Annotated in this window: 20 protein-coding genes; 6 read left to right on the forward strand and 14 right to left on the reverse strand. The window is 65.1% G+C overall.

Annotated elements, in window-relative coordinates; all coding sequences use genetic code 11:
* From Q2941_RS44705 to Q2941_RS44750, 10 genes are all read right to left on the reverse strand, one after another.
* Window positions 1-157: response regulator (locus tag Q2941_RS44705; RefSeq protein WP_479684048.1), on the reverse strand; the 157-nt coding region annotated here is incomplete at its 3' end.
* Between the two features lie 252 nt (window positions 158-409).
* Entirely contained in the window at window positions 410-1987 is a 1578-nt protein-coding gene (locus Q2941_RS44710; RefSeq protein ID WP_458196579.1) for a Do family serine endopeptidase, read from the reverse strand.
* A gap of 240 nt (window positions 1988-2227) precedes the next feature.
* Window positions 2228-2707, reverse strand: a complete 480-nt coding sequence (locus Q2941_RS44715; protein ID WP_027521267.1) for a cytochrome c-type biogenesis protein — start codon at window positions 2705-2707, stop codon at window positions 2228-2230.
* Window positions 2708-2711: 4 nt separating this feature from the next.
* Complete coding sequence (locus tag Q2941_RS44720; RefSeq protein ID WP_458196581.1) at window positions 2712-4694, reverse strand: heme lyase CcmF/NrfE family subunit; 1983 nt, start codon at window positions 4692-4694, stop codon at window positions 2712-2714.
* Window positions 4691-5200 (reverse strand): cytochrome c maturation protein CcmE, encoded by a 510-nt coding sequence (ccmE, locus tag Q2941_RS44725; protein WP_027521269.1) that lies wholly within the window; start codon window positions 5198-5200, stop codon window positions 4691-4693. Before ccmE ends, Q2941_RS44720 begins: the two co-directional genes overlap by 4 nt.
* A 31-nt stretch (window positions 5201-5231) precedes the next feature.
* The gene (gene ccmI / locus Q2941_RS44730) at window positions 5232-6374 is read right to left on the reverse strand and encodes a c-type cytochrome biogenesis protein CcmI (protein ID WP_458196582.1); all 1143 of its coding nucleotides are present in this window, start codon (window positions 6372-6374) and stop codon (window positions 5232-5234) included.
* Between the two features lie 132 nt (window positions 6375-6506).
* On the reverse strand, window positions 6507-6776 hold the full coding sequence (locus Q2941_RS44735; protein WP_027521271.1) for a hypothetical protein: 270 nt from the start codon (window positions 6774-6776) through the stop codon (window positions 6507-6509).
* A gap of 101 nt (window positions 6777-6877) precedes the next feature.
* Window positions 6878-8272: a hypothetical protein gene (locus tag Q2941_RS44740; protein WP_027521272.1), complete on the reverse strand. Its 1395-nt coding sequence runs from the start codon at window positions 8270-8272 to the stop codon at window positions 6878-6880.
* A 159-nt stretch (window positions 8273-8431) separates the two neighbouring features.
* Entirely contained in the window at window positions 8432-9808 is a 1377-nt protein-coding gene (locus Q2941_RS44745; protein ID WP_458196584.1) for an ATP-binding protein, read from the reverse strand.
* Between the two features lie 104 nt (window positions 9809-9912).
* A complete protein-coding gene (locus Q2941_RS44750; RefSeq protein ID WP_254113280.1) occupies window positions 9913-10587 on the reverse strand; it encodes a response regulator transcription factor in 675 nt (224 codons plus the stop codon).
* A 496-nt stretch (window positions 10588-11083) separates the two neighbouring features.
* On the opposite strand from Q2941_RS44750, the gene ku reads away from it, so the two are divergent.
* The 3 genes from ku to Q2941_RS44765 all read left to right on the forward strand — a co-directional run bounded on the left by ku (window position 11084) and on the right by Q2941_RS44765 (window position 12963).
* A complete protein-coding gene (gene ku, locus Q2941_RS44755; RefSeq protein WP_458196585.1) occupies window positions 11084-12061 on the forward strand; it encodes a non-homologous end joining protein Ku in 978 nt (325 codons plus the stop codon).
* 60 nt (window positions 12062-12121) lie between these two features.
* Window positions 12122-12358, forward strand: a complete 237-nt coding sequence (locus Q2941_RS44760; RefSeq protein WP_027521277.1) for a hypothetical protein — start codon at window positions 12122-12124, stop codon at window positions 12356-12358.
* A gap of 440 nt (window positions 12359-12798) precedes the next feature.
* Window positions 12799-12963: a Flp family type IVb pilin gene (locus tag Q2941_RS44765; protein ID WP_027521278.1), complete on the forward strand. Its 165-nt coding sequence runs from the start codon at window positions 12799-12801 to the stop codon at window positions 12961-12963.
* A gap of 82 nt (window positions 12964-13045) precedes the next feature.
* Here the strand turns inward: Q2941_RS44765 and Q2941_RS44770 are convergent, their stop codons facing one another.
* Window positions 13046-14239, reverse strand: a complete 1194-nt coding sequence (locus Q2941_RS44770) for a M20/M25/M40 family metallo-hydrolase (protein ID WP_458196586.1) — start codon at window positions 14237-14239, stop codon at window positions 13046-13048.
* Between the two features lie 106 nt (window positions 14240-14345).
* Window positions 14346-14894, reverse strand: a complete 549-nt coding sequence (locus tag Q2941_RS44775; protein ID WP_458196587.1) for a CAP domain-containing protein — start codon at window positions 14892-14894, stop codon at window positions 14346-14348.
* Between the two features lie 213 nt (window positions 14895-15107).
* On the opposite strand from Q2941_RS44775, the gene Q2941_RS44780 reads away from it, so the two are divergent.
* The 3 genes from Q2941_RS44780 (at window position 15108) to Q2941_RS44790 (ending at window position 19667) form a co-directional block, all read left to right on the forward strand.
* Window positions 15108-16133: an aldo/keto reductase gene (locus tag Q2941_RS44780; protein WP_458196588.1), complete on the forward strand. Its 1026-nt coding sequence runs from the start codon at window positions 15108-15110 to the stop codon at window positions 16131-16133.
* 161 nt (window positions 16134-16294) lie between these two features.
* Complete coding sequence (locus tag Q2941_RS44785; protein ID WP_458196589.1) at window positions 16295-17929, forward strand: thiamine pyrophosphate-requiring protein; 1635 nt, start codon at window positions 16295-16297, stop codon at window positions 17927-17929.
* A gap of 19 nt (window positions 17930-17948) precedes the next feature.
* Complete coding sequence (locus Q2941_RS44790) at window positions 17949-19667, forward strand: alpha/beta hydrolase (protein WP_254113283.1); 1719 nt, start codon at window positions 17949-17951, stop codon at window positions 19665-19667.
* 6 nt (window positions 19668-19673) lie between these two features.
* Here Q2941_RS44790 and Q2941_RS44795 read toward each other — a convergent pair whose 3' ends face one another.
* Both Q2941_RS44795 and Q2941_RS44800 read right to left on the reverse strand, forming a co-directional pair.
* Window positions 19674-21257 (reverse strand): MDR family MFS transporter, encoded by a 1584-nt coding sequence (locus tag Q2941_RS44795; RefSeq protein ID WP_458196590.1) that lies wholly within the window; start codon window positions 21255-21257, stop codon window positions 19674-19676.
* Between the two features lie 174 nt (window positions 21258-21431).
* Window positions 21432-21652, reverse strand: a 221-nt coding sequence (locus tag Q2941_RS44800) for a CxxCxxCC domain-containing protein (RefSeq protein WP_479684047.1), incomplete at its 5' end; no start/stop codon positions are given.

A 21652-nucleotide genomic window follows, 5' to 3' on the forward strand; every position in this document is an offset into this window, starting at 1 on the left:
CGTAGTCGCCGCTCTCGGCCATGGAGAGGCCTTCCTCGCCGTCAGAGGCGTGGTCGGCGATGTGACCGACTTCGCGAAACGCCTTGACGAGATAATCGGCGGATTCGCGGTCGTCTTCGATGATGAGGAGGCGCATCGTGCGGTCGGCGGCGGTCAAGGAGGTCAGCCCTTCTGTCAACATGGCGCGGTCGGCAATCGCATGCAAGCGGAGCGGAAGATTCTCGAACCGGGAAAAGAGCGGGCGGTGAAGCTGGGGGACCTCACCGCCCTTAGGCCCTTCCGACAGAGGGGGGCGTATTCCACCGGAAGGTAGGATGGGGAAGCGGAGTTGCTCCGCCCCCCGGAAGGGGGCCCGCGGCGGGGGCGACTAATGCCGACGGCTCCCTTCATCTCAAAAGCCTCCTGATCCTCAGCCCTTGGCGAGGGGGACTGCGACGAAGCGCGACTGGCCGCCGCTCTTCACGCGCATCAGAACGCTGTTCTTGTTGTCGGTGCGCGCCGCGTTGATGGCGTCACGCACGTCGCCGGCGGTGCTCACGCTCTTGCCGGCGACCTCGAGAATCACGTCGCCTTCCTTGAAGCCGCGCTCGGCCGCGGCGCTCTTCGGATCGACCTCGGTGACCACGACGCCGTCCTTGCCGGCGCCGGCCACGCTGTTGGCCGGGGCAACCGTCATGCCGAGCTTCGGCACGTCGGTGCCGCGGGTCGGCGCCTTGCTGTTGTCGTTGTCAGTATCGGCCTTGGCCTCGACCGTGTTCGGCAACTGGCCGAGGGTGAGGTTCACGACCTTGTCCTGGCCCTTGTGCAGCACGTTGAGCTTCACGGTCGCACCGGGCGCCATGCCGCCGATGGTGCGGGCGAGCTCACGGGCATCCTTGACGGACTCGCCGTTGACCGAGGTGATGACGTCGCCGGACTCGATGCCGGCCTTCGCCGCCGGACCGTTGGCCTGTGGCTCCGCCACCAGCGCGCCTTCGGCCTTCTTCATGCCGAGGCTGTCGGCGATGTCGGAGGTCACGGGCTGGATCTGCACGCCGATCCAGCCGCGGCTGACCGAGCCCTTGTCCTTGAGCTGGGCCACCACGCTCTTCACGGTCGCGGCCGGAATCGAGAACGCGATACCGACGCTGCCGCCGGAGGGCGAGTAGATCGCGGTGTTGACGCCCATCACCTCGCCGTCGGTGTTGAAGGCCGGACCGCCGGAGTTGCCCTTGTTCACGGGCGCGTCGATCTGGATGAAATCGTCATACGGACCGTTGCCGATGTCGCGGCCGCTGGCCGAGACGATGCCGGCAGTCACGGTGCCGCCGAGGCCGAAGGGATTGCCGACCGCGAGCACCCAGTCACCGATCCGCGGCTTGCCGTCGGACAGCTTCGCGAAGGAAAAGTTCGAGCCGCCCTCGACCTTGATCAAGGCGAGGTCGGTGCGCTGGTCGGTGCCGATCACCTTGGCGCTGTAGGTCTTGCCGTCGTCGGTCGTCACCTCGACCTTGTCGGCGCCGTCGACCACGTGGTTGTTGGTCACGGCAAAGCCGTCGGCCGAGATGAAGAAGCCCGAGCCCTGGCCGGTGACGGCACGCCCGCCGCCGCGCGGTCCGCGCATGCCCGGGATCCCGTCCTGCCCGCCGAAGCGGCGGAAGAAGCGCTCCATCGGCGAGCCCGGCTGGAACGGCGAATCATCGCCGTCGTCGTTGCTCGCGGTCTTCTCCTTGATGTTGACCTTCACCGAGATCACCGAGGGCTTCACCCGCTCGACGATGTCGGCAAATCCGATCGGACGTTCGACCTTCTTGACCTCGTTGTTGACCTGCGCATGCGCCGGGCTCGAGAACAGGTCGGACGGCGACGTCGACGGGCTGAAGCCATAGACAGCAACGCCCAGGCCGGCGACCACCGAGGCCATCAGCGCGAGTTTACGGGCAACGAGCAGCGACCGGCGGGGCTGCCGGTACGATGGGAGGGACGAGAGGTCGGGACGTTCGGTCATGCAGGGATCTCCGGGGCCTTGAATTCTTTTTTGACGCTGCTTGGACAGCGCCTTACGGCCCTGAACATGGGGATTGGCGCCTTACGGCGCGCTGGCGGCGGGGTTAAACTTTTGTAATGAAGCCGCAAATGCCTGCGGCAGTTTAACGCAGGCCAAAAATCATGATTTCACAGAGACTTAAGGAAGTTCCGCGAACGGTGCAGATGCTTCCTTCTTGCTCAATTGAGGAAGCGCAACCGGTTAGCCCGATTTCGCTTCGTCCGACATCAATGCGGACAGTCTCGCCTCCTCGTCGGGCGTAAGCGGCGGGGGCACGTCAGCGCTGCCGCGCGCGCGGCGACGCATCTGAAACCAGAGGCCCAAACCGCCCGCGCCCAGCGCGAGCGGCGTGAGCAGCCACAGCAGCAAAGTCTGTCGTTCGAAGCGCGGTTTCAGGAGGACAAACTCGCCATAGCGCGCCACCAGGAAATCGATCACCTGGGAATTGCTGTCGCCTGCCGCGATCCGTTCGCGCACCAGCAGGCGCAGGTCGCGCGCGAGCGGCGCTTCGGAATCGTCGATCGACTGGTTCTGGCAGACCATGCAGCGGAGCTCGCGCGACAATTCGCGCGCCCGCGCCTCTTTCGCCGGGTCGGCCATGATCTCGTCAGGCTGCACGGCATAGGCCGCCGGCAGCCCCAGAAGTGCCAGCGCAAGGATCGCTGTGATCATCCGGCGCATCGGATCACTCCGCCGGCTGCAAGCGCTGCTGCGCGCGCGCCGGTTTTGGTGCGCCAACGCGCAAGCGGCGGTCAGACAGCGACAGCACGCCGCCGAACGCCATGAGCACCGGCCCCCACCAGATCAGCAGGACCAGCGGCTTGTGATAGATGCGCACCGCGATCGCGCCTTCGGCGGTGACATCGCCGAGGGAGATATAGAGCTGGCTCGCGCCGCGGGTGAGAAGCGCAGCTTCAGTGGTCGAGGAACTGCGCGTGGTGAAGCTGCGCTTCGACGGCGTCATCACGCTGAGCGCCTCGCCGTCGCGACTGACGTCGAACCGCGCGATCATCTCGCGGAAGTTCGGGCCCTGCCGCTGGAACAGCCCATCGAGCTTCAGCTCGTAACCGGCGACCTTGGCGACATCGTCCGGCTTCATGGTGCCGATATATTCGCTGTTCCAGGTGGTCTCGCAGACGATGCCGATCAGCGCGATGCCGAGGCCGGCATGCGCAAAGGCCGTGCCCCAGACCGAGCGCGGCAATCCGCGCGCACGCCGCAGCGCCGTTCCGAGCGGCACGCGGAACATGCCGACGCGTTCGACGAGATCGGTCACCGCGCCGAGGATGACGAACACCGCGAGCGCGATGGCCGGAGGCGCAAGCGCGCTGCCGCCATGCGCCCAGGCCCAGACCAGCGCCAGCGCCAGCAGCGCGAGGATGCCGGCAGCCAGCAGACGCTGTGCGGCACCGAGCAGGTCGCCACGCTTCCACGCCAGCATCGGGCCAAAGGGAACGGCGATCAGCAGCGGTACGAACAGCGGCCCGAAGGTGAGATTGAAGAACGGCGCGCCGACCGAGATCTTTTCGCCGCTCAGAACTTCCAGCCCGAGCGGATAGAGCGTTCCGACCAGCACCGTCGCACAGGCCGTGGTGAGGAAGAGGTTGTTCAGCACCAGCGCGCCCTCGCGCGAGATCGGCGCGAACAGCCCGCCCTGCTTCAGCGACGACACGCGGGCAGCGTAGAGGCTGAGACTGCCGCCGATGAAGACGCAGAGGATCAGCAGGATGAAGACGCCGCGGGTGGGATCGCTGGCGAAGGCGTGAACGGATGTGAGCACGCCCGAACGCACCAGGAAGGTTCCGAGCAGCGACAGCGAGAAGGTCAGGATCGAGAGCAGAACGGTCCAGACCTTGAGCGCGTTGCGCTTCTCCATCACCAGCGCCGAATGCAATAGCGCGGTGCCGGCGAGCCAGGGCATCAGCGAGGCGTTTTCGACCGGATCCCAGAACCACCAGCCGCCCCAGCCGAGTTCGTAATAGGCCCAGTAGGAGCCCATGGCGATGCCGAGCGTCAGGAAGATCCAGGCGACAAGCGTCCACGGCCGTACCCAGCGCGCCCAGGCTGCGTCGATGCGACCTTCGATCAGCGCCGCGATCGCAAACGAGAACGAGATCGAGAAGCCGACATAACCGAGATAGAGCATCGGCGGATGCACGGCGAGGCCGACGTCCTGGAGCACCGGATTGAGGTCGCGTCCCTCGATCGGCGGATTGGCGATGCGCAGGAACGGGTTCGAGGTGATCAGGATGAAGAGATAGAAGGCGCTCGCGACCCAGGCCTGCACGGCGAGCACATGGGCGCGCAGCGACAGCGGCAGGTTGTTGCCGAAGGCGGCGACGAGCCCGCCGAACAGCGCCAGGATCGACACCCAGAGGAGCATCGAGCCTTCATGGTTTCCCCACACGCCGGTGATCTTGTAGATCAGCGGCTTCATCGAGTGAGAATTCTCGTAGACGTTGGCGACGGAGAAATCCGAGGTGACGTGCAAGGTGACGAGCGCGACGAAGGACGCGCCGACGAACAGCAATTGCGCCAGCGCGGTGGAGCGCGCCACGTTCATCAGCGCGGGGTCGCGCAGCCGCGCGCCGATCAGCGGCACGAAGGACTGGATCAGCGCGAGACCAAGCGCCAGCACCAGGGCGTAGTGTCCGGATTCCGCGATCACCGCACCGCTCCCTGCGGATTGCCCTGCGCAGTCGTCGCCGCCGGCTTGACGCCATCAGAAGTTTTGGCGCCGTAATCGTCCTTCCAGTGCCCCTGCTTCTTCAGGGCATCGGCAACGTCCTTGGGCATATAAGTCTCGTCATGCTTGGCAAGCACCGTATCGGCCTTGAACACGCCACTCGCGTCAAGCGCGCCTTCGGCGACGACGCCCTGCCCTTCGCGGAACAGATCGGGCAGGATGCCCTTGTAGGCGACCGGCAGCTTGGCGCTGCCGTCGGCGACTTCGAAGGTCACCGCGAGATTGTCGCCGCGCTGCAGCGAGCCCGGCTGCACCAGGCCGCCGAGGCGAAACCGCTTGCCCGGTGCGATGTGCTTCTCCGCGACCATGGTCGGGGTCGAGAAGAACACGATGGAATCGCGCAGCGCGTTCAGCACCAGTGCTGCGGCGAGCGCGAGCACGGCGAGCGATCCGCCGATGATGGTCATACGTCGCTGCTTGCGCGTCATGGCTGGTCTCTTTCCGCCCTTCCTGCGATCGTCATCCGTCGAGCCCAAGATTCTTCAGACCTTCATTGAGCTGGCGCAGCCGTTCGGCGTCGTTGGCCACCGCCTCGCGGGCATCGCTGAGCGCGCCCCTCGCCTTGTCGCGTTCACCCATCACGACGTAGGCGCGCACCAGGCGCAGCCAGCCGTCGACGTCATCGCCGTTCTGCCTTAGCCGGTTGGCGAGCCGCTCGACCATGCCGCGGATCATCGCGCCGCGGTCGCCTTCGCTCATGTCCTTGGCCGCTGCGATCGTGTCATCCGAAAGCGCCGGCGCTGCGCTGCCGCCGCCGACCCGCGCCAGCGAGGATTGCACGAGCGCACGCCACGGCGCGTCCGGCGGCGCTTTCGCAAGCACCCCGCGCCAGATCGCGGCCGCGTCATCCTTGCGGCCGTCCTGCTCGGCGGCGAGACCGAGAAAATAGTTCGCCTTCGGCTCCTCTGCATTGAGCGTATGCGCGCGCTCAAACTCCGCCTTGGCTTCGGCCGTCACGACGCCGCCGGCGGCAGCCAAAAGCGCCTCGCCGAGATCGGATCTTCGCTCCGCGCTTTCGCCATTGTAGTTGAGCGAATTGCGATAGGCGCGCACCGCTTCATCATAGCGGCCGAGCCGCTCCAAAACCGGCGCCAACACGTTCCATCCGCGACCATCGGTCGGATTCTTCTCGAGGTGCTGCTCGACCTGCGCCACCATGGTCTCGAGCGACTGCTGCATGCCTGGGGCACGATCGCGCTGCGCCAGCGGAAAGTCGTGCAGCCTCGGCGAGCCGAGCGGGACGTAGACGAGGATCGCGACCAGCGGCAGGCCGACCAGCGCCAGCACGGCCGCCGCGCGGCGCCATTTCAGGCTCGACGTGTTCGGGCTCGACCGGCGGCCGAGCGCAGGCTCGCTGCCGTCCGGCGCGGACTCGCTGCCGGCCGCAGCCAGCAACCGGCGCCCGATCTCGATCCGCGCAGCCTCCGCTTCCGGCGCCGCGATCAAGCCTGCGGCAAGATCACGCTCGATCTCGGCAAGCTGATCCTTGTAGACGGCGACCTCGCTGCCTCCGCTCTGCCCGCGGCCGGCACGGCCGAGCGGCCAGAGCACAGCGAAAATCGCCGCGACCGTCATCAGCGCGAACACGAACCATAGCGTCATCGGGCAAGCTTCCGGCAGCGCGTCGTCCCGCGCCTCTCAGGTGGCTTTACACCACGCTCAAGCGGGGCGGCAATTGACAATTGTCAATTTGGTGCGACCGAAGTGGGGTCGAAACCGAGACAATCCAACGGCTTAGGCGACTTCGAAATCCGCGCTCTGCGCCGCGTCCTCGCCGTGCCCGTTCAGCGCCTTCAGGAAATAGGTTCCCGGCCCGACCGTTTCCGGCAGCCTGATCCGCAATGCGCCGACGGGAACGGGAGAGGCAATCGTTGTGACCGGATCCGGCAATTGCCGGCCACTCGCCTTCTCGACCAGCACTATCTTCGCCCTGACCATCATTCTGCGATAGGTCGCCGAAATCACGCGGTTCTCGATTTCCACGAAGCTGATGACGGGTTTCATGCGCCTACAAACAGAAATTCCGACGAGTTGCGCGCCGACCGTACGGTCCGTCGCTGGCTTCGTCAACCACAAATTGTAGCTAGGCTCTGATACGCCCAGACTTACCCGGCGCGCTGGGATTTGCGCTCGCCAGTCAGCGCGCTTTCGGCCGCCCGGCTCATCAACGAGGCGTAGTCGTCGCCGAACAGCACTTCGCAGAAACGGATGGCAGCGGCCATCTGCTGCTGACGATAGGCCCGGACCTTGTGGTCGGCGGCGCGCAGTGACTGCACCAGGGACTCCGTCGACCGCTCCACATATTGCTGGAGGTCCGAATAGGTGCGCAGCGTCACCTCGTTGATCGCGAGCTCACTGGCATAGTTGCGGCAGGTCGCGACGAAGTCGATCAGCGCGGCGGTTTCCTCGACCTCGGTGCTGTCGACGCGGGCGCCCGGCGGAATGTCCTTTTCCGCGCGCTGGCGCAGGATGCGGCGCACACGGCCCGGCACGCTATCGATCTCCGATTGCAGGGCGTTGGAGATATCGGCACGGATCGAGGTAAGCTGCTTGCCCCAGGCGGAATCGTTGCGCAGATCGAGTTCGGTGCGCAATCCGCGCACGCCGTCATGCAGCGCCTTGAGGTTCTCGGCGATGTTGTCGAAGCGGCCGCGCTTGATGTCCAGCCGCAGCATGGCGGCCAGACAGGACAGGTCATGCAGGGCCATCGTGACCGCCACGCCGAACGGCGTCGCGGCGACGCGGATCTCGTCGTCAGAGGCCGCCATCTTGATGGCGAGGCGGATGACCTGCCAGGGCGCCGTCAGCCGCTGGATCACCATCGACAGCGCAAACGGCAGCATCTGTGGCGTCTGGAGGACGGGAACGTTGAGCGCGGCCATCACCGCCGCGATCTGGGAATCGCCGAAGGCACGCAGGAAGCGCGGCAGCTTCTCATTGAGGTTCGCGATGGCCTCGCGAACCCCGAGCACGGCACCGACCGAGTAGAGGTCCTCGATGACGTTGGGCGGGCCAACGCGGGCAAGCACGCGCGACTTGTCGCCGCCGCCAGGCCCCGTCAGCTGAAAGATCGCATCGGCCGCGACTGCCTGGATCTTCACGGCCAGAGCCTCTCCGCTGTCGCCGGCAGGCAGCCGGGAAAGCGCGGCGTCGATCTCACCCACCTTGGCAGAGGCACCATCGCGACCGAGCCACTGCCAGATCGGGAGCAGCGAGGAGCGGCGGATCTGCCCGAGACGGATCGGTATGCCGGCCTCGACGAGGAACGGTTCCAGCGGCTGGTAGAGTAGCCGCGACAGATCCTCCGTGCGCGGCGCGGCGTCTTCGTCGACCTCGCCCTTGCGCACGATCTTGCGCAGCTGCTCAAGCACGAGGGTGGCAACGGCCGTGTCCTGGCCGCGCTCCAGCGCGCGCTCGAACTCACGCATCAGCAGCGCCTGCGACTGCGGCGGGAGCTGCGCGAGATAGTCTCTCAGCCGCTCGATCGATGTCTGGCTCATGCGCCTGGTATGCACGGTGGTGTGGCGGACGAGGGATGCGTCCGGGCGCGATCATAGGAGGTGGCGCGTTAAGAAGGCGTTTAGGAAGTTGCCCAGCGGTGTTGCGTTTTGTGTCGAACCCGCCTTTCCGAAACGGAAAAAGGCGCGCGGGAACAAGGACTAAATGCCGGGCAGCACAAGCTCCGCCCGCAAGCCCCCGATTGGCGCGCTGCCGAGGGTCAGACGGCCGCCGTAGAGCGCGGCGAGGTCGACGACGATCGATAACCCAAGACCCGATCCCGGCTTGGACTCGTCGAGCCGCTGCCCCCTGCGCGAGACCTGCGCCCGTTCGGCCTCAGACAGGCCACGGCCGTCGTCATCGACGATGATCCGCAGGCGTGGCCCGGTATCGGCCTTGCCGGGCACGTCCACCAGCACCTCGATGAAGACGCGCGAGGCCGCCCATTTGCAGGCATTGTCGACGAGATTGCCGACCATCTCCTCCAGATCCTGCCGCTCACCGCGAAATTTCGCGGCGGGATCCGCCTTGGCTTCGACGACGATGCCGCGATCGCGATGGATCTTCTCCATGGTCCGGCGCAGCGCCTCGATGGCGGGCGCCACCTCCGTCACAGTCCCGACGATCGAGACCCTGGCCGCGATGCGGGCGCGCTCCAGATGATGGGCGAGCTGGTCGCGCATGACGTCGGCCTGCTCCATGACCTTCTCCGCGAACGGATCGGCAGCATGGGTGGTGGCCTCGTTGACGATCACCGAGAGCGGCGTCTTGATCGCGTGCGCGAGATTGCCGACATGGGTGCGCGCGCGCTCGACGATCTCGCGATTGGCCTCGATCAGCGCATTGGTCTCGCGCGCGAGCGGCGCGATCTCGACGGGGAATTCACCTTCCAGCCGCTCGGCACGCCCGGACCGGATGTCGGCGATTGCCTCGGAGATGCGCTTGAGGGGCGCAAGGCCGAAGCGAACCTGGAAGACCGTGGTGAGCAGGAGCACGATTCCGAGCGCCGTGAACGTGCCGCCGAGGTAATAGTCGAAGCTACGCGTCTCGTCGAAAATCTCGGTGGCATCGCCCGCGACGCTGACCAGGAACTTGCCGTCGGCGCCGAGATCGACGGGCCGCTCCACCATCCGCAAGGTCTGACCTTCCGGCCCATCGACATAGCCGAGCCGGATGCCGGCCGCGGTCAGCTCGACGCCCTGCTCCTCCAGCTTCGGCAGCTTCTTGTCCCACAGCGAGCGCGACGAGCGCACCTCCGGCTTTTCGGTGTCGGTGCGCGTGATCTGCCAGTACCAGCCCGACAGCGGCAGCTCGAACAGCGGCTCGCCGAGCGACTGGAATTGACGGTCCGGCGGCTCGTCGGGCGTGGCCACCTCGGCGATCAGCGTGCGCAGGTAGAGATTGAGCCGGCGGTCGAAGGCGCGCTCGGTGGCGTTCTTGTACACCGATGACAGCACGACGCCGGTGATGGCCAGGATCACCACCAGCCACGCCGTCGCCGACAGGAACAGGCGGTTGGCAAGCGAGCTAGCGCGCATTGGATGGATCCCAGCAGGCGCAGGGCGGCAGGTGGTCGGAGACGGTCATAGGCGACCAAGACCCCGGTCGCGCCGCCCGGTCAAGTACCAGATCAAGTGCGAGATCAGGTACCGGGTGCGGCCGGCGGGGTCAGGAGATAGCCGAGGCCACGGACGGTCTGGATGATATCGACGTCCAGCTTCTTGCGGATGCGGCCGACGAAAACCTCGATGGTGTTGGAGTCGCGGTCGAAATCCTGGTCGTAGAGATGCTCGACGAGCTCGGTGCGGGAGACCACGCGGCCGGCATGGTGCATCAGATATTGCAGCAGCCGGTACTCGTGCGAGGTCATCTTCACGGGGTTGCCGGAGACGGTCACCTTGTTGGTTCGGGTGTCCAGCGTGACGGGTCCGCAGGTCAACTCGCTCTGGGCGTGACCGGCCGATCGCCGCAGCAATGCACGGATGCGCGCCAGCACCTCCTCGAGATGGAAGGGCTTTGCGACGTAGTCGTCGGCGCCGGCATCAAAGCCCTGGACCTTGTCGCTCCAGCGGTCGCGCGCGGTGAGGATCAGGACCGGCATGGAGCGGCCGTTGCGCCGCCAGGCCTCCAGCACCGAGATGCCGTCCTTCTTGGGCAGGCCGATATCGAGCACGACGGCGTCGTAGGGCTCGTTGTCGCCGAGATAGTGCCCCTCCTCCCCGTCGAAGGCGCGGTCGACGACGTAGCCGGCGTCGGACAGCGCCTTGGTGAGCTGGCGATTGAGATCGGGGTCATCCTCAACAACAAGCAGGCGCACGCTTCTCTCCAGGAATAGTCCAAAAGGATGGACTGCGGAATCTACTGCCAAGATGATCAATCCCGGCGTGAACTGAATATGAACGCCTGTCTCTTATACACATCATGTGTATAAGAGACAGGGTCCGGAAGAACACGAACCAGACGACGCCGAGGATCAGGATCGCAAGTCCGATAGAGACGGTAAGCAACGCTGCGACCGACGGACCGGGCTCGCCCTGGCGCGCTTCGGTCGATGTCTCGATGATCTGATCGTCGCGTCTCGTAGCCATGGTAACCCTCAATTGCCGGGGTATCGCGTCCAAATGCCGCGACCTCCTCGCGGCCTCTTTCGTGATGTGCGGGGCAACGTCTGATCGCGAACGATGTTCCGGGCCGGGCTCGGCCAGAGGATCAGCGATTAACGCCGTTGCAAGATTCCATCCTGGGGCTTGCTATGATTCGCGGTTCCCGGGTGTTATCCTTGTCAGTTGTCCCTGTTGCGTTTGGAGTAGCCCATGGCCCCCCGTGCCAATTGGAAGGGTTTTCTGCGCCTCTCGCTCGTGACCTGCCCGGTCGCGCTCTATCCGGCCACTTCGGATACAGAGAAGGTCTCCTTCAACCAGATCAACCGGAAGACCGGCCACCGGATCAAGTACCTCAAGGTTGACGCCGAGACCGGCGACGAGGTCACCTCCGACGACATCGTCAAGGGCTACAAGGTCGATACCGATACCTACATCGAGGTCACCAAGGACGAACTCGACGACATCGCGCTGGAATCGACCCACACGATCGAGATCGATGAATTCGTGCCCAAGACCGACATCGACAACCGCTACCTGATCCGTCCCTATTATCTCGTGCCGGACGGCAAGGTCGGCCATGATGCCTATGCGGTGATCCGCGAGACCATCCGCAGCATGAACAAGGTCGCAATCGGTCGCGTGGTGCTGACCAATCGCGAGCACATCATCGCGCTCGAACCGCTCGACAGCGGCCTGATGGGCACGCTGCTGCGCTACCCCTACGAGGTGCGCAGCGAGACCGAGTATTTCGACGACATCCAGGACGTGAAGCTCACCAAGGACATGCTCGACCTCGCCAAGCACATCGTCGAGAAGAAGTCCGGCGCGTTCGAGCCCGAGCTGTTCGAGGATCACTACGAGACCGCGCTGATCGACCTGATCAACAAGAAGCGCAGCGGTGTTCCGCTCGCCGCCAAGGTCGCGCCGAAGACGGGCGGCAACGTCATCAACCTGATGGACGCGCTCAAGAAGAGCCTGGCGACCGAGAAGGAAGCCGCCCCCGCCGCCAAGGCCAACGGCAAGGCCAAGAAGCCGAAGAAGCGCGTCGAGGGTCAGCGCGAAATGCTGCTGCCGATCGCCGGCAAGGGCGGCAAGACCGCCGCCGCCAAGGAAGCGACGCCCAAGAAGGCCGACAAGCAGGCCGACAACCCGGTGCGTGCGCCGGCGCGCGGCAGGAAGGCCGGATAGCGACACCACCTCCGGGCGACGCTGCAGTGATGTCCCTTCCCGCGTATCGCCCGGCCTGACATGCCCTGGTCGACGTCGTTCGACGAACCGATCCCTTTGTCCAACCGGCGCAAGCTGCTCACGCTGCAAGAGGCGGCCGACTACATCATGCAACTGCCAGAGGACTCGCAGCACGAAGCCCACTGGCAGACAGCCATCGAGACCCTCATCAACGCGGCCGAGACCGGTGGCGGCTGGATGATGTTCGCCCGTATCGCCATGTTGCGGGCGCTGAACGCGGACGGCCACCGCGGATGAGCCCGCTCGCTTGCCGGCCCGTTGACGAACAGGCTCAATAAGCCGTTAAGCGGCGCCGTCGTTTTTCGCTACGACCTCGCGGCCTCACCGTCGCACGGGGTATTCCTACGGAAGAGAAAATTAATCGTCGATTGCCGCTCTGCGCAGCATGCTCGTGACACGCGACGACGCCTTGAGATGCGCGACGATACAACACAGCGCCTTCTCGTTTCCTTTACCATGCTCAGTCCCTGCGATGCAGCAACTTCTGCCAGCGTGGCACCGATTCAAATCCTCCTGAATTGGGTGAGGAAACCTTAATTTAATGGATGCCATCATATCAGGCAGCACGCGAGGTCGACCGAACCTGTTGTTTTGACGCGCACGAAAAACTTAATCGACCGATTTACCAGTTCGAAAACGACGTCCGCATAGATTAGACGGATCAATAGGAGTCGACGATGGCTTTGCTCAGGTCTTTCCTTGCCGATGAAAGTGGTGCCACCGCTATCGAGTACGGTCTGATCGCCGCCGGTATTGCGCTCGCAATCGTTACGGTTGTGAACAACACGGGCTCCGCGCTGCTCAACAACAAGTTCAACTCCATCAGCTCGGCGATGAAGTAACGGCAACAGCCGACCTGACGCGAACTCCCGACTTCCATTGATTGCAGGACGACGTCCGGCTCGACGCGAACCGTGACGCACCTCACCGCATCGTCGCGAGCTGCAACGCGAGCGCGCAGGCGCGGTCGTATTCGTCGAGATTGATCCATTCGTCGACCGTGTGCGCCTCGTTCTGGCCCGCGCCGAAGGTCACGGTCGGGATGCCATGGCGGACCATCCAGTTCGCGTCCAGGCCGCCATTGGCGGCGCGGACGGCCGGCGTCCCTCCAACCGCGGACACGGCTTCGATCGCACGTTTGACGACGGGCAGGCTCTCCTTCATGCGGAACGGATAATAATCGGTCTCGGCCTTGAATTTGACGCGGCCGGATTTGCCCTGCGCGTTCGTGACACGCTTTGCCGCCTTCTCGAACGCCGCCTTGTAGGCCTTGGTGATCTCCTTGAAAAACTTTCCATCATGGCTGCGGCTTTCGCCGCGCACGTGCACGTAGTCGGTGACGACGTTGGTCGCATCGCCCGCGGGGCGGCCCTCGCCGCCAGTGACGGGGCCGACATTGCTCGTGCCGTGCCGCTTGCCCTTCACCACCTTGCCGAACCAGCCGCCGGCCTTCACCTCGGCAAGCGCAAGCGCAAGGATCATGGTCGAAGAGATCCCGCGCTCCGGCGCGACGCCGGCATGCGAGGCGCGGCCGAAAATCTCGACATTCCAGCGATCCGCACCGACGGCGCCGATGGTGACGTTGGAGGCAGAGCCGCCGTCATAGTTGAAGGCCATGACCGGCGAGCCGAGCTCCTCCGTCTTGACGTGGCGCGCGCCATAGAGCCCGCTCTCCTCCCGCACGCAGAACAAGAGCGTGATCGGCGGATGATCAAGCTGCTGCTTCGCAAGCTCCGCCGCCAGCGTGACGAGAACGCCGCAGCCGCAGCGGTTGTCGCCGCCGAGCGCGGTCTTCGCCGTGTTGACGATCTTGCGCCCCGACCGCTTCGGCTTCGCGCCGGCACACAGCGGCACGGTGTCCATGTGGGTCATGAACATGATCCGCGGCCGGTTGTGCATCGCACCGCGGCCGGGCAGATCAACGATGAGATTACCGGTCTCCGTCGGCACCGGAATGCGCGTGTTGGCGTCGTCGAGACGGATCGCCCCTGCCGGCACGCCGCTGTCTCGCAGCGCCGCCGTAAGCTCGCGCCCGATCGCCGCCTCCTTTCCAGTCACGCCCTCGACGGCGAGAAAGCGCATGAGGCGGTCGGTGGCGGCCTGGGTGTCGACGGACATGAATGATTCCCTTGATGGACGGTGCCTGCAAGCATCCTTCGCAGCGGCCGCTTTCGCAAGGCTCCTCGCCGCAGTTCGCCCGGCGATTCCGACACCGCCCTCCGCCTCAAATGCAGAGGCTGAGCAGCTTGACGTGGCAGTCCTTGGATTTCGGTCCACTTGGGGGCGCAGCCTCACGTTTCACGGCGACGACGGGCTCCTTGTCCTTCTTGCCCTTCCCCGGCTTCGGCTCGTAATCGCCCGCGATCACCATGGCCCAGTAAGTTCGCTTGCCGCTGGCATTCCTGGCACTCGCGATCCCGACGCGGGAGGCATTGTGCAACAGGAGGTTCTTGCGGTGTCCGGAGGAGTCGATCCACTGTCCCAGCGTCTTCTCGAAATTGTCGTAACCATAGGCGATGTTCTCGGCAGCGCGCCCCGCATGCGCCGGCGCGACCCGCCTGGTGAACGAGCCGAGGACTTCGTGGCTGAGATCATCCTTGGCCGCCATGGCACGCGCCTGCTCCAGCGCAATGCGATCCAGCGTTGCATCGCGCACAACGCGGGCCTCGCCGTGCTTGAGGCGGAAGCCGGAGATCAGCTCGGCCGGCGACTCGGCGGCGATAACCGGCGCGGCTGCCAGCAGCACAAGGCCGGACATGATTCCGCTGACCATACGACGCGTCGTCGTCCCCCAGGCGCCCATCGGTCTCCAAGCCCGCACGATAATCTGCCGTTTCTCCACCGGCAATGTGGACGCTTCAAGGCGCGCGCCAAGCATCGCCTCCATGTGAGCGTGTAATGGCACGAGGCCCCTACTTGCGCTAGCATCCGGGGAAAAGGCCGCACCGCGATAGTTGCGGCCGCTAAACGGTCGAGGAGCATCGTGATGGAATACCGACGCTTGGGTTTGTCAGGGCTGACCGTGCCGGCGCTCAGTCTTGGGACGGGCACCTTCGGAGGGGTTGGCCGCCTCGCTGCGTGGGGCACGACCGATGCGACCGAGGCACGGCGCCTTCTGGATATCTGCCTTGATGCCGGCGTGTCGATGTTCGACAGCGCCGACGTCTATTCGCTTGGCGAATCCGAGCGCGTGCTCGGCGAGGCCATCAAAGGTCGTCGCGACAAGGTTTTGATCTCGACCAAGGCAACGTTCCGGTTCGGCGATGGGCCCAATGACATCGGCTCATCGCGGCAGCATCTGCTCGCAGCGATCGACGGGTCGCTCAAGCGACTTGGCACCGACTATATCGACCTGTTCCAGCTCCATGGCTTCGACGCCTTTACGCCGCCCGAAGAGGTGCTTGCGACACTCGATGTGCTCGTGCGCGCAGGCAAGATCCGCTACGTCGGCGTCTCGAACTTCTCGGGCTGGCATCTGATGAAGTCCCTCGCCGTCGCCGACAAATACGGCTATCCGCGCTACGTCGCCAATCAAACCTATTATTCGCTGATCGGGCGCGACTACGAATGGGAGCTGATGCCGCTCGGCCTGGATCAAGGGGTCGGCGCCGTCGTCTGGTCGCCCCTCGGCTGGGGGCGTCTCACCGGAAAGATACGCCGGGGTCAGCCGAAGCCCGAGGTCAGCCGCTTGCCCAAGACCGCCGACTTCGGGCCGCCCGTGCCTGATGAGCACGTCTATCGTGTCGTGGCCGCCATCGACGAGGTTGCCAGGGAAACCGGGAAAAGCGTGTCGCAAATTGCGTTGAACTGGCTGCTCCAGCGTCCGACGGTTTCGACCCTGATCATTGGTGCGCGCAACGAGGCGCAATTGCGCGAAAATCTCGGCGCGGTCGGCTGGTCATTGACCAAGGATCAGATCGAGCGGCTGGATGCAGCCAGCAAGGTGACGCTGCCCTATCCTTACTGGCACCAGCGGACGACCTTCACTGACCGCAATCCCCCGCCTGTCTGAAGCGGGTGAAATCGAGCGCCGGTGGATAGCGGCCGAGCGCGGCCGCCCTGCATGGCAGACCTACGGCTGCGCGCGAGCGCGCGCTTTACGCTTCCGCGAATTCCTGATCCTCTACCCGACAAACCGGCCGGATCAACCGGCCTGCCGATGGGAGAGACGCCATGAAGCTCGGCACTGCGATCGCGGAAATCATGAAGCGCGAGGGGATCGAGATCCTCTGCGGCTATCCCGTCAATCATCTGATCGAGCACGCGGCGAAGGCCGAGATCCGCCCCGTGATGGTGCGGCAGGAGCGTGTCGGGATCCACATGGCGGATGCGATCTCGCGCGTCACGTCGGGGCGCAGCATCGGCGCCTTCTGCATGCAGCATGGTCCAGGCGCGGAGAACGCCATGGGCGGCGTCGCGCAGTGCTTTGGCGAGTCGGTACCCGTGCTGGTGCTGCCGATGGGCTATCAGCGCAGGCTCTCGCACATCGAGCCAAACTTCAACTCCAGCGAGGTGATGAAGGCGTTCGCCAAATCCTCCGAGCCGATCATCCTCGCCGCCGAAGTCTCCAACATCTTCCGCCGCGCCTTCACCAGGCTCAAGAATGGCCGCGGCGGTCCCGTCATCGTCGAGATCCCCTCGGACATGTGGAATGAGGAGGTGCCGGAACCCCTCAACTACGCGCCAGTGCTGCGCACCCGCTACGGCGCCGACCCCGTTCATGTGAAGGAGGCCGCGGCGCTTCTGATCAACGCCAAGCGTCCCGTGATCTATGCCGGCCAGGGCGTGCACTACGCACAAGCGTGGCCACAACTGAAGCGGCTCGCCGAGCGTCTCGCGATCCCCGTCACCACCAGCCTTGGCGGCAAATCGTCGTTTCCGGAAACGCATCCGCTCTCGCTCGGCTCAGGCGGGCTCGCGGTGCCGCGCGCGGTTCCCAAGTTACTAGCCGAAGCCGACGTGATCTTCGGCATCGGCTGCTCCTTCACCGAGACCAGTTTTGGTATCGCGATGCCCAAGGGCAAGACCATTATTCATTCGACGCTCGATCCGAACCATCTCAACAAGGATGTCGAGGCAAAGGTTGGCCTCGTCGGCGATGCCGGCCTCGTGCTCGATGCGCTGATCGAGGAGATCGGCAGGACGGTGGTGTCAAACCGCGATGCGTCCGCGGTCGCGGCCGAGATCGCGGCGTCCCACAAGGAATGGCTCGCAAAGTGGATGCCGAAACTGACCAGCAACGACGCGCCGCTCAATCCCTATCGCGTGCTCTGGGATCTCCAGCACACCGTCGACATCCACAACACCATCATCACCCATGACGCCGGCAGCCCGCGCGACCAGCTCTCGCCGTTCTGGAAGGCAGTCGAGCCCCTCTCCTATCTCGGCTGGGGCAAGACCACCCAGCTCGGCTATGGCCTTGGGCTCGCGATGGGTGCAAAGCTCGCAAAACCCGACAAGCTCTGCATCAACGTCTGGGGCGATGCGGCGATCGGCTTTACCGGCATGGATTTCGAGACCGCGGTGCGCGAGCGGATTCCGATCCTGTCGATCCTGCTCAACAACTTCTCGATGGCGATCGAATTGAAGGTGATGCCGATCTCGACCGAAAAATACCGCTCGACCGATATCTCCGGCGACTACGCCGCGATGGCGCGCGCCTTTGGTGGTTACGGCGAACGGGTGACGAAACCCGAGGACATTGTGCCTGCGATCAGGCGCGGCATACAGAAGACAAACGACGGGGTGCCGACCTTGCTGGAGTTCATCACCAGCAAGGAGACCGAAGTGGCGCGGCCGGGCACCTGAGCGACGCCAGCGGGGACACATGAGTGTCGGCGAACATCTCGCTTCGTTGATCCGGCGGCAGATGTTGTCGCTGTCGGGCGTCGGCCTCATGCTGGGCGCACTGTTCTTCGCGGCTTCACTCACGCCGACGCTCATTCCGCGCAGCTATCTCACGCAAGGCGCGCTGGCCGGCGCCTGCTTCGCGATCGGCTACGCAGCCGGCCTCCTTTGGCGCTGGCTGTGGCATTACCTTGAACTGCCCGAGCCCTCGGCGCGGGTGCGATCGACCGCCAACGCGCTGGTCGCTGCCGGCTGCCTGCTTGTCGTCATCATCTATCTCACGCGGGCCGCCGAGTGGCAGAACTCGATCCGCGCCGTCATGAATATGGCGCCGGTCGAAACCGCGCATCCGCTCAAGGTCTGCGCCATCGCGCTGCTCACATTCGTCGTGCTTCTGGCGCTGGGGCGGCTGTTCGTGCTTCTGGTTCGTTTTCTGGCCGCGCGCAAAAGTCGTGTCATTCCGAGAAAGATCGCAAACGTCCTTGGCGTAGCGGTGGCGGCGCTGCTGTTCTGGTCGATCGCCAACAATCTCCTCATCCGCACGGCGTTCCGCGCGCTCGATTCCTCCTTCCGCGAATTCGACGCCCTGCTCGAGCCGGAACGCCCGCAGCCGACCGCGCCTGAGAAGACGGGAAGCACGGCATCGCTGGTGAAATGGAATGAGCTGGGGCGCGCGGGCCGCGAATTCGTGGCCTCAGGTCCAACTGCCGCAGAGATCAGCGCCTTCACCGGGCGCCCCGCGCAGGAACCCGTGCGCGTCTATGTCGGCCTCGGCGCCCGCGACACGGCGCAGGCGCGCGCGAGGCTGGCGCTCGACGAACTCAAGCGCCAGCACGGCTTTGAGCGCTCCATCCTGATCGTCATCACGCCGACCGGCACCGGCTGGATCGACCCCGCAGCGATGGGCACGGTCGAATATCTCCACCACGGCGATGTCGCCAGCGTCGCGATGCAATATTCCTATCTCAACAGCCCGCTGTCGCTGCTGTTTCAGCCCGAATACGGCGCGGAAGCCGCGCGTGCACTGTTCTCGGAAGTTTATGGCTACTGGACGACCCTGCCGAGGGACAAGCGGCCAAAACTATACCTGCATGGCCTCAGCCTCGGCGCCATGAACTCGGAAAAATCCGCCGAGCTGTTCGAGACGATCGGCGATCCCATTGCGGGGGCGCTGTGGAGCGGGCCGCCGTTCGAGAGCCGCATCTGGCGCTCGATCACCGCGAATCGTAATCAGGGCTCGCCGGCCTGGCTGCCGGAATTTCGCGACGGCCGCTTCGTCCGTTTCATGAACCAGAACGGGCCGACGGTGCCGGCGGATGCGCCCTGGGGTGCGCTGCGCGTCGTCTATCTGCAGTATGCCAGCGACCCGATCGTGCTGTTCGACTACCACGATGCCTACCGAGCGCCAGCCTGGATGAAGGCGCCACGCGGTCCGGACGTTTCACCGGAGCTGCGCTGGTATCCCGTCGTGACAATGCTCCAGCTCGCCCTCGACATGGCGGTTGCGACCAACACGCCGATGGGCTTTGGCCATGTCTACGCGCCCGAGCACTACGTCGATGCCTGGGTCGCCGTCACCGATGTCCAGGACTGGTCCGCCGAGGCGCTCGCCCGGCTGAAGGACCATCTTGCGGCGGCAGCGAGGAAGGCAGCCGAGCGCAGCACTGATGACAATCCGTACGCCGATCGCGGCGGATGAGGCCGCCTACTCCGCCATATCGACGGGTTGCGCGGTCGCAGGCCCGGCCAGCGGCCGCTCCTCCATCAGGATCAGGCAGAGCGAGGCGAGCGCCATCATCGCGGCCGCGGCACCGAAAACGTAGCGGAACGCCATCATCATGTCGGCCGAGGGAATCGCGTTGATCGCACCATGATGCTCGCCGGCGAGCGGGATGTCGGCGCCGAGCGAGATCAACAGGATGGCCGCAAAGGCCGCGACCGTGAACGAGGACATCAGCGAGCGGAAAAAGTTCATTGCACCGGTGATGGTGCCGACCTGGGCTCGGGCGACCGAATTCTGCAGCGAGACCACGCAGACCGGGAAGGTCGTACCTAGCCCGAGCGCGAAGGCGGCCATCAAGACCAAGAGAGCCCACAGCGGCAGCGTGGAGAACGTGAGCCCCAGTCCGCACAGCGCGGCCCATGAGGTACCGACGACGGCGACGCGCTTATAGTGCTTCGCGCGCGCCATGGTGCGGCCGGCGATCGCCGCGCCGCAGGTCGAGACCGCCGCGAGCGGAATGAGCGCAAGTCCCGCCTCGCTGGCGCTGAGATGGTAGACCGACTCGTAATACAGTGGCAGCTGCACGGTAAGACCGGTCATCGCACCGAGCGCGCAGCCGCCGGCCGTGAGCGCGTAAGGCGCGACCGTTCCGCTGAGCAGCGGCAACGGCAGGAACGGCTCGTCCGCCCGCCGTGCGTGCCACACGAAGGTCACGGCGAGCGCGACCGCGGCGCCGATCATCGCAATCACGGTCGGCGAGAGCCAGGGGTAGCGGGTGCCGCCCCAGGTCAAGACCAGCATGAAGACAACCGCGGACGCCATCAGCAAGACGCCGCCGAACCAGTCGACCTTGCGCTTGCGATGGAAGGCCGGGATCTTGCCCATCTTGGGCAGCAGCAGCGCGAGCGCAGCGGCTGCGAGCGGCAGGTTGATCCAGAAGATCATCGACCAGTGCAGATGCTCGGCGAACACACCGCCGATCACGGGACCGAGGATGCCGCCCACCATCCAGACGCTGGAGAAATAAGCCTGGTACTGGCCGCGCTCGCGCGGGCTGACCACGTCGGAGATCACGGTCTGCACCACCGGCATGATGCCGCCGCCGCCAAGCCCCTGAAGGCCGCGCGCCAAAATCAGCATCGGCATGTTGGGCGCGACCGCGCACAGGATCGAGCCCGCCACGAAGAGGCTCAGCGAGGTGATGATCATGGCGCGGCGGCCGTAGATGTCGCTGAGCGTGCCGAACACCGGCGCCACGGCGGTGCCGGCCAGCAGATAGGCCGTGATCACCCAGGAGAGGTTGGAGACGTCGCGGAACTGGCGCCCGATGGTCGGCAGCGCGGTCGCGACGATGGTCTGGTCGAGCGCCGCCAGGAACATCGTCAGCATCAGGCTGATGACGATGGTGCGGACTTCATCCGAGGTCAGCGGCGCCGGCGGAGCGATGGAGGGGGCGTCGTCGACGCTCAAGACCTCAGTCGGAAGGCGGGACAGCTCTTCGGCGATGTCATCAGGCAATGGCCCGATGTCGGCAGGTTGATGGCTCTGCCGTGCGAACTTGTTCATTTCGGACGTAGTTCTTGCTTGCGGCGCAAACGCCGCGATGGAATCGTTCTATAAATTGCAATGTACGCAGCAGACCGTCATCGAGGCAGGCACCTCGACGCATGGGAGCATCCCGTCCCCGGATCATCCCGAAGACGTGATCGGTTCGGAAGCAGGAACGGTCGCCAGCCCTTGTCAGTCTTTGGGCCGCCGCCTCAACCGCGCCCGCTTCGGCAGCAGCGCCGGCCACTCGACGATGTGATCCTCGAGCTCCTCGTCCGGGATCTCGTCCTCGCTCCCCTCGACCCGGCCGCGCACCGAGACGCCTGCTTCATGCACGGTATTGGGATCGCCTGAGATCAGCGGGTGCCACCAATAGAGGTCGCGCCCTTCGGCGACGAGCTTGTAGCCACAGC

The sequence above is a fragment of the Bradyrhizobium sp. UFLA05-153 genome (assembly GCF_054185185.1).